Source organism: Marinicrinis sediminis (genome assembly GCF_042685085.1).
In the GTDB taxonomy this organism is placed as follows: domain Bacteria; phylum Bacillota; class Bacilli; order Paenibacillales; family KCTC-33676; genus Marinicrinis; species Marinicrinis sediminis.
Map to the genome: position 1 here is coordinate 92,193 of NZ_JBHUMM010000023.1, position 14,471 is coordinate 106,663.

General features: G+C 47.5%; 9 protein-coding genes. All 9 read right to left on the reverse strand.

The window, feature by feature from the left end:
• Nucleotides 1-21: 21 nt before the first annotated feature.
• The 9 genes from ACFSUC_RS10300 to ACFSUC_RS10340 all read right to left on the reverse strand — a co-directional run bounded on the left by ACFSUC_RS10300 (nt 22) and on the right by ACFSUC_RS10340 (nt 14,207).
• Complete coding sequence (locus ACFSUC_RS10300) at nt 22-762, reverse strand: ComF family protein (RefSeq protein WP_379929479.1); 741 nt, start codon at nt 760-762, stop codon at nt 22-24.
• Complete coding sequence (locus ACFSUC_RS10305; RefSeq protein ID WP_379929480.1) at nt 759-2,615, reverse strand: DEAD/DEAH box helicase; 1,857 nt, start codon at nt 2,613-2,615, stop codon at nt 759-761. The genes ACFSUC_RS10300 and ACFSUC_RS10305 overlap by 4 nt, the downstream gene beginning before the upstream one ends.
• 119 nt (nt 2,616-2,734) lie before the next feature.
• A complete protein-coding gene (locus ACFSUC_RS10310) occupies nt 2,735-3,139 on the reverse strand; it encodes a hypothetical protein (RefSeq protein ID WP_379929481.1) in 405 nt (134 codons plus the stop codon).
• Between the two features lie 85 nt (nt 3,140-3,224).
• On the reverse strand, nt 3,225-3,947 hold the full coding sequence (locus tag ACFSUC_RS10315) for a response regulator (RefSeq protein ID WP_379929482.1): 723 nt from the start codon (nt 3,945-3,947) through the stop codon (nt 3,225-3,227).
• Nucleotides 3,944-5,140, reverse strand: a complete 1,197-nt coding sequence (locus tag ACFSUC_RS10320; RefSeq protein WP_379929483.1) for a sensor histidine kinase — start codon at nt 5,138-5,140, stop codon at nt 3,944-3,946. Before ACFSUC_RS10320 ends, ACFSUC_RS10315 begins: the two co-directional genes overlap by 4 nt.
• 132 nt (nt 5,141-5,272) lie before the next feature.
• On the reverse strand, nt 5,273-7,960 hold the full coding sequence (locus ACFSUC_RS10325; protein WP_379929484.1) for a stalk domain-containing protein: 2,688 nt from the start codon (nt 7,958-7,960) through the stop codon (nt 5,273-5,275).
• Nucleotides 7,961-8,174: 214 nt separating this feature from the next.
• Nucleotides 8,175-9,809: an S-layer homology domain-containing protein gene (locus tag ACFSUC_RS10330; RefSeq protein ID WP_379929485.1), complete on the reverse strand. Its 1,635-nt coding sequence runs from the start codon at nt 9,807-9,809 to the stop codon at nt 8,175-8,177.
• 165 nt (nt 9,810-9,974) lie between these two features.
• Complete coding sequence (locus ACFSUC_RS10335; RefSeq protein ID WP_379929486.1) at nt 9,975-11,033, reverse strand: SDR family NAD(P)-dependent oxidoreductase; 1,059 nt, start codon at nt 11,031-11,033, stop codon at nt 9,975-9,977.
• Nucleotides 11,034-11,213: 180 nt separating this feature from the next.
• Nucleotides 11,214-14,207, reverse strand: a complete 2,994-nt coding sequence (locus ACFSUC_RS10340) for an S-layer homology domain-containing protein (RefSeq protein WP_379929487.1) — start codon at nt 14,205-14,207, stop codon at nt 11,214-11,216.
• Nucleotides 14,208-14,471: the final 264 nt, after the last annotated feature.

Consider the following 14,471-nt stretch of genomic DNA (forward strand, 5'->3'; position numbering starts at 1 on the left):
GCTGATTAACTGACTAAAGAACTAGGATCTTGCCAGTGTGAGGGCAAAGACCGGAATCGGGATCTTCTTTCGAAGCGTGACCGCTGCTTCATGCAGAGTACTTCCTGTTGTATAGATATCATCGATGAGAATCGCGACGGGTGGTTTCTGTCTTCTGTTACGCTTCCACCAGACAATACACCTGCGATTTTCTTGCGGGCAAATCGCAAATACACCAGACAGGGCTTGCAATCGTTCCTGCCGTGTACGACTGCTTTGCTTCTCGAGATGAACCGGTCTTTCTAACAGTGAAAACATGGGTAGCCCTTCATGGAGCGCCAATGCTTTCGCTAAATGCTCGGCCTGATTAAATCCTCTCTGCTCCAAGCGCTCTCGACTAAGCGGAATCGGAATGAGAAACCTTGGATGCTGCAGCAAGGCCGGAAAGTCTGCAATAAGCCGTTCATACGCTCGTTCCATTAAATAAGCAAAGCAGGGGCGCCACTGCTCGTTTCCAGAAAACTTGTACTGTTCGAGCCAATGCTGGAAGGGTTCTGCATAACGAACCGCACTTCGCTGAGCAGTAAGGGCATACGGCCCCACCAATCGACGACAATCCGGACATTCGATATCCCGACCACATCGCTTGCACTGGATGGCTTGCACCCAGGGAATTTCCGCAATACATGTCGTACAGAGGCCACGACTCTGTTTTTTCGCTCTGCCACATGCGAGGCACTCCGGCAACTTTTGACTCATTAGCGCTTCCATCAGTTTCTTCATCGCAGGTACCCCTTTCGCTGGGCCAGCCGATTCATATCGGTGATCTGACCGATTGCCTCTTTCATCGATGCGGTTGCCTGAGTGGAACAGAAATAGACCCTTCCGCAGGGATCTGACGGAGACCGACCTGCACGACCCGCCATTTGCACGAGAGCAGCTTCATCATATAATGAACTGTCCGCATCCAGGATGCACACATCACTTTTGGGAATGGTCACCCCACGCTCTAATATGGTTGTGGTTACGAGCACATTCAGTTCCTTGTTCCGAAAAGCGGTTACTTTCTCTGCTCGCTTCGGATCTTTGCTGGATGTACCTGCGATCGCATATTGCGGAAAGCATGTACGCAAATCTTCAACAAGATCTTCCACAAATCGAATGGCAGGTGAAAACAGAAAAAGCTGAGCACCCCGTTCCATGGATTGCATCAGGATACGAATGAGCATAGACGGCACTTTTCGAGATCCCACCCAGCTTCGAAGTGATTTCATTCTCACCCGTTGTGGAACCGGCAGCGGATGTCTGTGAAATCGGACGGGAACCCTGACGGAAGGCATTTGACCTCTCTTCGCCTGCTTCCTCATGGATGCAGGCGGAGTGGCCGAAAGGAAAATCACTTTGCCCGACGTTTTTCTCGCCTGCCTGGCTGCAAAATAAAGTCTTTCATCCTGATGATAGGGAAAGGCATCCAGTTCGTCGATAATCAGGAGATCAAATGCTTCGCGAAAACGCATGAGCTGGTGAGTTGTAGCCAGTATAAAATCTGATGAACACCAGCTATCCTCACTTCCTCCATATAGCGCAGCAATACGCACTTCAGGGAATGCCTTGTCCATTCTCGGCTTCAATTCCAGAATCACATCCCGGCGTGGAGAAGCTACCGCTACCCGGCCATGCCCGGCCAACACGGCCTCAATGAGCGGGTAGATCATTTCCGTCTTGCCTGCCCCCGTTACAGCCCAAATCAAAAAGGAAGAAGATGCAGGAGATTGCAAGAATGACAATCCTGACTGAACGGCCTCCGTCTGTGCTGGACTCAGGCTCCATTTCGCAAGTTCCACAGATGGGAGGTGAGACCACGTAACCGGCTTCTCACCTTGCAAGGTCCCTTTGATCAAGACGGAACAGGAACGGCATCGTCCCATCGTCAAGCATCCCGCACAGGAAGGACATGCCGCTTCACAGCTCGCACAGTGTGTCCACTTCAATTCTTCTCCTGCAGAACCGCATCTGGAGCAAATCAGTCGGTTGCGTTTCACCCTCCCTCGCCAACCTGTATGAGTCTGCCCAGCAATCCCTTGCTCATAGCTAATCTCTCCCCGAAGATACAGACATTGGATCCATCCTTTCCATGTCAGAGTGGTTTGCGAAACGGGGAGCCGCTCCGCGATCCATCGTTCACACTCGGTGTCCAGCAGTCCTCTGCCTGCAATTTCGCGGGCAAGTTCTTGCAAGATGCAATCAATCTGCTGGACTGTCATCGATGGCTCCACCCCCAGCAGCTTCCTCCAATCGTTCAGTAAGCTCGCTTTGCGTTGGGAACGGGTTGAATTGGTGTTCTGCAGCGATGGATGACCTGGATGAAACAGATCTGTCTGCTTCCTATCTGAAGAGACTGATGCGGGGAATGATTCCGGCATGGCGGGAACAGCCTTACGCTCACCTGTCAGTTGTGCCTGTCTCTTCAAGTAATCAGGATAAATTCGGCTCCAAGACTGTTCCTCTGCCCATATATTCATTTCCACGGCTGTATGATGCAATTGCCAGTAGATCAGGTCCACCGAGAAGCAAATACTGAGCATCGGCTTGCGATGCCCATTGCTTAGAATCAGGTCATATCCCGTCCCTCTCATGTCCTGCTCCCCCTTCTGAATGATGGCATTAAAAAAACACACCTCTGTCAGGATGGACAGAGATGTGCTTCATCTCAATTTCAATACGATACGCTCATGTAAGCGGTTCCGATTATAGGTCACGGACACACCCACTGCTTTAAATTTTCATGTGCTCTGAATTGAATCTGCACCATTTCTTCATGAGGGGTTCTGGAAATCCATTGCACCGGATAGCGCTGATCATGAATCTGATACGGAACCTGAGCCCGATTCAGTATTTTTGCCGCCATCCAGACTACTTCTTTCGTAACAGGGTGTTCATCCTGTTCCACCATCAGTGTCATACGAATGGGGGTGCCACGCGTCCAGTTCCACACCAATACCATGCGCAAAAACCACTCCAGCTGAAGCTGCTGTCTGGGTATCCATAGTAGATAATGCTTGCTTGCACGCTGCTCATGATGAAGCAAGTGATGCAAAAGGTGAACGGTCAGCATCGCAGTCCCATATATGCCAATGATCCAAATTAACCCTACGATCATGAGGCTCTACCTCCCTTTACCACCCAGTATATGCGATAGCGCAGGGGGAAGTGCCTCATGCACCTGGAAGGGTTCTATCTAGCTACTACAGCGTAACCCACCCATTTTTGACGGCGTTGATCACAGCTTGGGTGCGATCATCCACTTCCATTTTCTGAAGAATGCTACTTACATGATTTTTCACAGTTTTCTCACTAATATATAAATTCTCTCCAATCAGTTTGTTGCTCTTACCGGTGGCCATCAGACGCAACACTTCTGCTTCCCGTTTCGTGAGAGGACTTTCTTTCATAGTACTATAACCTGAACTGGCCTCTTGCACATATTCCGCTGTGGCTGCGACTCCATCACCACCGAGATAGGTCATTCGTCGGAGTTGGTTAATCAGCTTCCCGGTTACTTTGGGATGAATGTAGGCATGGCCTTGCACCACTGTACGAATCGCGTTAATAAGCTCGGAGGCCTCCATGTCTTTGAGCAAGTATCCGGTTGCGCCCTTGCGTAACGTTTCAAACACATAACTCTCATCATCATGAATGGACAGGATAATGACTTTCATCTGCGGAAAGATTTCCCGAATCTTCTCTGTCGCACTGACGCCGTTTTCGACCGGCATGTTGATATCCATCAGCACGACATCCGGTTTGAGTTCATTGCAGAGCTCCAGCACGTGAATGCCATCTCCACATTCGCCAATGACTTCAAAATCATCTTCCATGTTGAGAATGCGCTTTAGCCCTTCCCGAAACAGGGCATGGTCATCGGCGAGAACCAGCTTTACGGTATTAGGGGTATGTATCGATTTCATTCTTCTCCCGCTCCTTTCTTGCCATTTTCGGATTTTATCGCTTCTTCCTCGACTTTCAGAGGAACGTCAATCTTGATTTTGGTGCCGGTTTGCTTGCTCGACTCAATCTTAAAGGTTCCTTCCAGGAGATCCACCCGCTCTTTCATTCCCATTAAGCCGAAATTGTCTCCCTCGGATATTTTGCGTTCAACCAGCTCTGGATCAAATCCGACCCCATTATCCGCCACGCTGACCTGGACCCGATCCTGCTGGTACGTAATCCATACTTCTACGAATGTCGCCTGGGCATGCTTGAGCACATTGGAGAAGCTCTCCTGTACGAGCCTGAACAAAGCGACCTCCATTGCCGACGGGAGTCTGGCCTGCTTGCCGTGGAAATCAAACTGGGTACGGATCTTGTGCTTATCCTCAAAGTCCTGCACAAATTTCCGAAGTGTGGGGATCAACCCTAAATCATCCAAAGCCATTGGACGCAAATTAAAGATCATTTTACGAACTTCCTCCAGGTTGTCCCTTACCTGACCCTTCAGATCATGAATTTCGACCTTGGCCATCTCATAGTCCTGCTTGTTCATCATGCGCTCGGTAATTTCCGTTCGCAAGATCAGATTGGCCATTGATTGAGCCATGCCATCATGAATCTCTCTGGCTATTCGTCTTCGCTCTTCTTCTTGAGCTAAAATGATCTTTAATCCCAGCAGCTGACGATTTTTAGCGGATTCCAGGATTCTGGTCACCTGATTGAGATCACCAGACAAATATTCCAGGACCACATTCATCTGAGACGCAACGGTTTCCGCACGTTCAATCGTTTTTTCTACATTTCTAGTCCTTTTTTGCAAATCATCTCTTCTGGCTTTGAGGTTGATCTCTTTCTCCCGATAAATGAGGATGTCCATCTGAATTTTGGTCGCAGTCTCATAGGCTTGTTTAATGTCCTGCTCCTGGTAACGCCCGAAATCCCGGCTCACCTCGGACAAACGAATACGAGCCTTCCGAAAATCCAGTTCCAACTGGTCTACACGGTCAATGGTGATTTTCGTTTCCTCGATCACCTTCTCCAGCTCTTTATTCAACGAATCAAGCTCAGAGCGGGCGCTCTCGCAAATCTCAAAAATCTGATATCTGCTATTGTCCATCACTTCTACCGCATTTTTGATCACGCGGTCGATCGAATCTGCTTGAACATTCACGTCGCCCGTCTCCTCGCTCTTCATAATATGCTTTCGCACCGCGGCAGCCCCTGCACGCGGTACGAGACATAGGCAGTCCTGATTATCATGTTACCACAATTTATCGACATCGGGGTATGCTAAAAGGACTAATTACTGCAGGGTAACGGCTTTAGTCGCCTGGTCCCATCCGACTTTCCACCCAAATGTTTCGGCAATGAATCGCAGCGGAACCATCGTACGTCCACTCATAATTTCAGGGGCAATCGGAGCTTCAGTCGCGATACCGTTTTTCACCATTAAGCGGTTGTCAATCCACATATCCAGCAAGTGTTCCCCCTTGATCACGGTGATTTTGCTCGTCTTAGGGTCCCACCTCACCTGTCCACCCAAGGCGTCCACGATAAACCGAATGGGAATTAGCGTATGACCGTTTTTGACAACTGGAGCCTGATCCAGCACCATTTGCTGGCTGTCTACCTGCAAGCTCTTCTGGTTAATCTTTACATAAACCTTCGGGTATTGCATAGCCGGCAGTTGGCCCTGCATCATCCAGACGAGGTTGTCGAAAGCGATGGTGCCCTTGAGCCCCCGGCTGTCCTGTCCATTTTCCGGGTTAACGACATACAGTCTTTTCAATTTAATCGGATAGGTGACATTCAATTTACTTAAATCTGCCACCGCACTTTTCCAGCCACTCCAGTCCAGATTTTGGGTGAATTCCAGGTAATGACTCTTGCCACTGGCATCTACGATCTCGCCTCGTACCCAGTTGTAGCTCTGATCGCCATAGATGCTTGCTTTTAATTGAAGGGGCTTGCCATCAATCTGGACACCCTTGTCTTCGTTGAAGGAGGCATAGACGGCTTTAGTCCCTTTGCCTGCCGTAAAATCATAGTCAATTCGCAGCGCATCGGTCGGGTTGCTGCCGACAGGCCCATTAGCTGTGACGGAACCATTCACTTCAGATGGCGTTACGAGCTTGGAAATACCAGGCGTCGGACCGTCAAAGTCAAGAAACGGCTTCTCCACTCCGGTCGGCAAGGTCAGCATGGTACTGAAATCATCATACCTGGCGATCACACGTCCCACACCTTGATTGTCTGAAATGGTGTTCACCTTAAACCCATTTGAAGTCGTCTGGCCATCAAATCCGATCCACTCCCATTGCACTAGGTGATTCGGAATCGTTTTCTTGATGCCGTCTTTTGTCACGGCCTCGAGCGACACTTGATAAGCATTCCCTTCAGTCAGGACATAAGCACTGGCTGGCTTGAGCTTGACGGAAGCGAGGTCCTGTTTGCCAATGACACGGATCTGCTTGGTTTGCACGGCATTTCCTGCCTTGGCAGAAATCGTGGTGGTGCCAGCTTTGGTCGCGGTAAAGGTTTGCCCAGAGAGACTGCCGATAGGCTGGCTCTGCGACCACTGGACGGTTGTTTTTGAAGTATCAATCGGGTTGTAATATTGATCATAGGCCCGATATTGATACTGGCTGGACTCCCCGATGAACAGCATTTGGCTGCCGTCTATGAGGATTCCGCTCACTTCACCGTCAGGTGCTTCTGTATAGACGCCAATCCCGTTAATGACAGAACGTTGGGAGCTGAATTCCGGTGTGTTGGCCAGCTTGGGATCGAACGTACCGAGCGGTCTGGACACCAGCGTAGTGGACCCGCCACCATCCAAATTCATGCCTTTCTCAATGCCCATTTCCACCATGAGCTGCTGGAACTCTCTTACGTACAGACCTGCGCTATCTCCCGCATGATCAGCTGTAACCAGGTACACGTATCTGCGATCCGCAGAGTACCCGATACCAGAACGTGAGCGATTGCCGTCTATGCTGGAGATGTCTCTGGAAAACGCCGACGGCTTTCCTCCTTCAACCAACAAGGTATGCCCGCCAATCAGCATCTCGAAATCGGCTGCATCATACAGATTTTTGGGATTGGTTGATTTCATGGCATAATCAATTTGAATCGCTTGCCCGACCTGGAGACTGGTTTTCACATAATCGACCGCTGTTCCGGCCGCTCTCAGAATGTAGCCATCCTTAGGTACGAGCATCTCCAGTTTTTTTCCAATGGAGATTTGCTCAATCACTCCATTTCGTACGAGTACTTCTGTCGGCGTTGTGGCTCCATCATTGCCTCGATCGATCTGGCCCCAATCAGACGTATAGAGATGAATTTTATTCTGATGACTGTGCTCGGTGACACCGCTGACGTTTTTATACCAGGAATAGGTCTGATTGATTCCTGCGAGCGGAAAAGCCGTTCCATTCGCAGCTTTGACGGTTCCGGTAAATTGATACTGGTCAATCACCGGTTTGCGGTCCTCTGTCAGACCGAACGTGTAAAGACCCTGAACCGGAGAAGGACTGGTGATGACCTCTCCATTCGAGATGGAAGGACCCAGCGGTGAACCTTCCGCAGAAAAGGAAAAGAAATCTGCGTTCATGCCAGCAACGGCTGAGGTTTCCTTGGCCATATTCAACACGGTATTCGTTTTGGTCAGTTGCCCTTGTCGTCCTGTCATAACATCCAGTTTGACATGCGGATTCTGCAGGTCCACGACGACGACGTTGGCTTCAGCCTGTACGTTTTTGCCGTTTCTTTCAAATGTTCGCACATATTTTTTCAATACAGCGCCTGCCGTAATAGGCGATTCTTCTACGAGTTGAAGGACAGGCTGCTTCGCGGCTGCTTCTGCCTGCGTTGCAGAAAACAAGCTTCCCCGGAGGATGCCTTCTGCTCCTGGACCTGTCGTTTGCAAGGCAATCAGGGTGCTTAAGGCAATCACGGCACCCTTCCTCTTCCATTTTTGATTGTTGTGCATGTATGATCTTTCTCCTCCCGTTTTTCCTTCCAAATCTGATATCGGACTGCACGATGAAATATGGGGCCTCTATCTCTCTACTCATATAGACTATAGAATCTATGAAAAGGTTTCGTGCAAAATTCAGGAATTGTGAGGGAAGAGGAACGAGAAAATAGACTTGGCTCATTCTGACCAAGTCTATTCTCTCATCTATTAAATTTGGAACGAAGCTTTAAGGAAGGAGCTGCTGAATAACTTGAGCGCTTTCTGCACGCGTGGTCCACGCTTTTGGATTAAAGACTTGCTCCCCTTGTCCAACAAGCAATCCCAGTTCTACAGCCTCATTGACCGCGACCATGGCCCATGGACTGATGGACGTTCGATCTGTGAAGGCATTATCATCACCAGATAGCGTCTGCTGTCCATATTTTCGCTCATAGGCTCTCATCAGCATAACCGCCATCTCTTCTCTGGTAATTTTCTCCTGAGGAGCGAACTGGTCCGCTGCTCGGCCTTCAACCAGTCCTGCCTGATAAGCTGCTGCTACATCAGCCGCGTACCACGCGGTATCCTTTACATCCTGGAAAGGATGATCTGCCACATATTTCAGTTGGAGGGCTCTCACCAACAAGGCGGTGAATTCCGCACGCGTCACAGCGCGAGAAGGAGCAAACTCCGCATCACTTACGCCATATACAATTTGTTGTGCCGTTAATTGACGAATGACATCATAGGCCCAAAAAGAACCTTTAACATCCACGTAGTCTTTTTCATATGTGAAAATGCCATATGGGCTAAAATGAGAGACCTTTGCCGTCAGCCAACCATCTTTTTTGTCACCTGGCACATAGGTGGCATTGCCCATCTCATTGATCGTATACATGTACGTCAGCCTGTCCTCCGTATCCATGTCGATTCGCATAGAAAGGGTAAGGGCTGGTGTGAAACCGGTCAGACGGAGTGGGTCCCCTTCGTCCGTTTCTACGAATAGTTCAAAGTCAATCACTTCTCCAGCTGGCGTCATCTCTGTATTTCCTTGATTTTCCGCTGCTGTTACCACACTGATTTGTTCATCTTGCAACGATTTCATCTGAAGTACAATTTCTGCCTGGCTCCATTCATTTGAATGTAGGAGATCCAGATGTTCGAGCAACAGTTTCCCTGGGATGGTCAATTGAAAGGCCGTTCCCTGAATCACCCATTCTACATTTTCTGCAATGGCATCTGTATCTGCCGGAATGCGCAACACTTCCGTTGAATCATCTAATTCAAGTGTAATGCGGCCGTTGCTGTCAGGCTGAAGATCTTCCTCGGTCAATATCCACTCTGCACCCTGCGGGTCACTTTCCTCACCTTCTGATCCTGATCCATCCGGGATACTTCCCCCTGTAGAAGGAGATCCATTTCCGTTACTGCTTCCATTTCCTCCGTTATTTCCTGTATTGCTCTCAGGCTTCTCATATACATACTGATAGACGGAACCTGTCACAGTGTCCAGTCCGGCAAATACCGAGTTATCATCCATCCAATGAAACCCATAAACATCTTCTGTAACGCCTGTGCTGCTGAGATCACCTTCAAGCGAATAATAGAGACCGTTTCCATTCGTGTGACTCGTCATTGTCAAGAGGTTCGTAATGTCAATCTGCGTGCCTTGTGGTGATTCCACATAGACCGCTTTCGTTACAGATGGATCTGCATCATTGGCATCGTCATAGTAAACGGCTCCGGTTACGGTTTGCGAGGTCTTGTCAAAGTGAAATACGACACGATCTGCCGCAAGCGCCAGTACAGGCAAAGCCAGACTGATCACAAGCATCACAGCAACCGCGCCACTCAATCTCTTCCATTTTGCAGATGCATTCACTCCTGTTCCTCCTCTTCCATGATTCATTCAGTTTAACTTCTCCTGGAAGTCTCCCCATACATACCCCGCAAGAAAAAGTTTGAAACGGGAAACACAAAAAAAACACCAGTCTATGAACTGGTGTGAACGAAAAGATTCCTAGTATGTTCGTTTTTCCAAGTCGGATTAATGTTCACTTTGATGATAGGTGATATACCAGTCTACAAAACGTTTCAAACCTTCATACAAGGAGGTCTCTGGCTTGAATCCCGTTCGCACGGTCAAGCTGTCTATATCAGCGATCGTCGCCCTGACATCGCCAGGCTGCATGGGCTTCATTTGCTTCTGAGCAGGAAGACCGATAACTTCTTCCAGAGTCTGAACAAAGTCGATCAACCGCACGGCTCTCCCGCTTCCAATATTGTAAATGCGAAACGGCGCAGTGCTGATATCCGGTGCCCATGTGTCCGACTCGAGCCCTTCATAGTGGGTTGACGGATACGGTGACAGCAAGGATGACTCTGGAGGCAGTGGCAGCAAACGAACCATTCCCTCCACAATGTCATCGATGTAAGTAAAGTCTCTCACCATATTCCCCTGATTGAACAATGCAATGGGCTCCCTGCGCAAAATGGCTTTTGTAAATAAATAAGGGGCCATGTCCGGTCGTCCCCATGGTCCGTATACCGTAAAAAAACGGAGACCGGTTGTCGGCAATTGATAAAGATGACTGTATGTATGTGCCATGAGCTCATTGGATCGTTTGGTTGCGGCATACAAGCTGACCGGATGATCGACCGGTTGGGCTGTAGAATACGGTAAAGAAGAATTGGCTCCGTACACAGAACTGGAGGAGGCATAGATGAAGTGCTTCACCTTGTGCTGTCTGGCATGCTCCAGCATGTGAACAAATCCGGCTACATTCGCTTCGATGTAGGTGTGAGGCTGTTCCAAACTATATCGCACCCCTACTTGTGCAGCCAAATGAATGATAAAGGAGATGGCATGCTGTTTAAATAAATCAGTCATTCCTTGCGCGTCATTGATATCCCAGGGAAAGAAGTGAAACTGAGGATGCTTTCTTAGTCTTTCCAGCCGAGCCTGCTTGAGCTGCGGATCATAATAGTCATTGAGATGATCGATGCCGACGATCTTCATACCCATTTCAAGCAATCTCTCTGAGACATGCATGCCAATGAAACCAGCACAGCCTGTTACGAGCACGGTTGATGGAATAATAAGCACGCCCCTTCCTTCTCAAGTTGCCTTTGTATCCATCATATCATTGATCTGCCTTTGTCTACAAAGTATAGCTGTGACATATGGAGGTGGCATGCATATGTCATTATGAATACGTGTTCTTGTATGTTCCTTTTCAAAAATAAATGCCGCCAGTTGTTGAACTGACGGCATGGCTAAAATGTGTTATTGAAGCAGATTGTAGACTACTTGCGCGCTCTCGGCTCGCGTTGCATGCCCTTGCGGGTTAAAGTGCTGTTCACTGTGACCATTCATCAGACCGAGTGAAACAATGGTTTGTACACTTTCTGTAGCCCATGAACTGATTTGGTTCACATCGTCAAATGTCAGCTCCGCTGCTGACACAGAGGTGTGGCCCGTCCGTTTTTCATAGGCACGAAGCAGCATAATCGCCATTTCCTGACGTGTGATGTTCGCATCCGGAGTAAAGGTACTCGTCGATGTCCCCGTCACAATGCCAGCCTGGACAGCTGCTTCTACCGATCCTGCGTACCATGCTCCCTCCGCTACATCTGTGAAGGAGGAACCTTTGCTCTCACTCTTCAAGCCCAAAGCTCTGACCAGCAAGGATACGAACTCGGCACGGGTAACTTGCTCGTTTGGCGCAAAGCGATCTTCACTTTTGCCGGAAATGATCTGTTTGGCTGCCATGGATTGAATCACCTTTTGGGCCCAGTGTCCCTCCACGTCCGTAAACTGCTTGTTTAATTCCAGTACTGCGTACTTGCTGAAATGATTCACTTCAACCACTAAGGTATTCCCTTCCCACTTGCCGCCTACATACTCCAGTTCTCCATCATCACCGATGTAGTAGACGCCTGCTACATCTTTATTCGCTCCAGGCTTGGCCTTTAGCTTGATGGTAATCGGTTTCGAGAAGGTAGACAATTTCTTTTCCTGGCCTGTTTTTGTCAGAATGGACAGGTTCAGCTCATAGACATCTCCTGCCGCCTTGATTTGGGTATGGCTGTTCTGTTTATCTTTAAGCAATGCTTGCGTCTGTTCTTCTGCCACAGGTTCGAACGAAAAGCTGATTTGTGCATCCTGCAGCTCTTCTTCCGTCACCATTCCCTGCAGTTCTTCCAGTACTTCTCCCGGTATATCTGCAGCGAATTCATCGCCTTCGAAGGACAGTTTGCTGTTTTTATTCAGGCTTTTTGCTGCCGCCGGAAGCAAGACTTTCTTGTCTCCCTTTCCAAGGCTCACTTTTACTTTCCCCTGATCATCCGTTTGAAGACTGTCTTCCTTGACCAGATTCGTGCCTTCTTCCTTTTCTTGCTCTTTCTCCTCATTAACTACTGGAGGGATGAAGACTCCAGTACCTCCTCCTCCACCACCACCTGTGGAAGTTTCAGGTTGGATGGAGATATTGTTGATCTTCCTATAGTCAGTCAGATAAGTGTGAGTAGGGTAGACCACATATTCAGATATCGCTACCTTCATTGTATAATCATGACCTTCACTGGCTGGCAATATGATCTCAGAACCACTTGAATCCTCAGACATCACTAAAGTATATTCAACTCCAACTTCCAATTCTGTCGTGGTATCAAATGAAAAGTAACTCAAACCCTCTTCCGTTGTAGAGTAATAAAAATGGACCATCGTATATTCATTTCCGAATTGATCTGTCAAAGTAAGATCATCTGCTGTGAATTCTGAATCGATTTGAGTAGAATCGTCATCGCTGTATGGCAGTTCAATTTGTACTCTCGATCCACCGAACGTTTGTACAGAAGGTACGAAACGTACAATTTCATCACCTTTATGAAGCTGATATTGGTTTTTTCTCATATGCTCACTAATCTGAAGCTCCTGAAAGTTTCCTGCTCCATATAAGTACTGAATACCACTTTTTTCAGATTCCTGACCCGCTTCATCCACTGCAGACACTTGGATTTTATTTTTTTCGCCTTTAATAATCGGGACGGTGCTGAAGTCAAAATAACCTTCTTGAATTCCCTCTGCCACTCTTTCATCATTGACGTAGACATGGTATCCACTGATGTCTTCCTCACCTGAGCCTATCCACTCCATAACCATCCCTATCAATGGTCTATCAATAGCCTGATATTCTCCAGACAGCAGGGACGGATGCAATGGAGCAGGGTTTCCGATTGTAATGAAGTTGTATAGGTAATCTGTCGCGTAAAAAACTCCATTTGAACTTATATCCTGTACGATGATTGCAATAAAATATTTCTGGCTCGCTTGTAATGGAAGGGTAATCTCATTACCTTCACTCACTTCTGACATTTTTACCGAGTAAGTAGTACCTGCAGTGATTTCATCATCTATCCTAAGCGTAATCATGTTGTCCCCGATACGCAGTTCTATAATTTCATATTGACTTCCATTCTGATCTTCAATTACAAGATCATCCGCAGTAATGCTGTTGTTGATAATTGTGCAGTCTATCTGATTCTCACAAGGCATCCACATCGTGATGCTAGAACCGAAATCTCTCTCATCTAAAGTCGAGATAGAAGCTGTGAATGTAATAAGTTTCTCTCCAGGCTGAAGCTGATGGCCGGCATCATATCCATCCATATGAAAATCTACCGATTCAAATTCATTACTGATAAAAATAGATAAATCAGATGGCTCCGATTCATTACCGCCATAATCAATGGCAGTAATTTCAAAATAATACCATTGTCCCTGCTCAATCCCGTAATATCGATAATCCAAGTTTTGAATCGTATCCGCTACTTTTTCTCCATTGACGTACACATGATAACCAGCGAGATCAAACTCCGGTGACTCTTCCCAAAATACGCGAATATGATCAGTATAAATGTCATGTGTATCTGATAGTTGAGGCGGTGCGGGCTGAGGGTCATGGTTATATGTATAAACATTTTCGGTAACACTGGAATTCAAGACGGTTCGTTGATCTTGTAAATCCTCAACAATAAACGCATCTATTCCATACTGATCAACAAGTGTCTTATCGTATACCGTGCCTGAGACTGTATAGAATGCTTCTTTTCCTAACTCTTCCGGAGTCAAACTGAGATCATGAATCTCATTTTGTTCTCCATTAACCAGATAACTGACACTCGGTACTCCTGAATCACGATAAATGTCCTGATAGATCGCACCGTGAATTTGTCCGGTATGGCTATCGTAATATAACTTAACTTTCTCAACCGCCAAGGTAAGGATCGGCATAGCGAGCGTAAGCAATAGCAATACGGATAACGCTGCACTTAGTTTCTTTACATTTAATATCCTTCGCAATCTGTTCTCCTCCTAGGTTAGTGTTCTTCTGTTCCACATATAAACACGTTGTCACAAAATGACTAATCCATGTTACATGCGTCGTATTTCCTATTATACACAATTCACATGCACATTCTACTTCTTTTTATAACATATGCCATTTTTACGAGAATTGAGATTTTCATTCTGTATCTGTTC

What these genes read in the sequence shown, in the direction of transcription:
- ACFSUC_RS10305 (WP_379929480.1), bottom strand. Translation starts at nt 2,615, where the DNA reads ATGAGAGGGACGGGATATGACCTGATTCTAAGCAATGGGCATCGCAAG.
- ACFSUC_RS10300 (WP_379929479.1), bottom strand. Translation starts at nt 762, where the DNA reads ATGAAGAAACTGATGGAAGCGCTAATGAGTCAAAAGTTGCCGGAGTGC.
- ACFSUC_RS10310 (WP_379929481.1), bottom strand. Translation starts at nt 3,139, where the DNA reads ATGATCGTAGGGTTAATTTGGATCATTGGCATATATGGGACTGCGATG.
- ACFSUC_RS10325 (WP_379929484.1), bottom strand. Translation starts at nt 7,960, where the DNA reads ATGCACAACAATCAAAAATGGAAGAGGAAGGGTGCCGTGATTGCCTTA.
- ACFSUC_RS10315 (WP_379929482.1), bottom strand. Translation starts at nt 3,947, where the DNA reads ATGAAATCGATACATACCCCTAATACCGTAAAGCTGGTTCTCGCCGAT.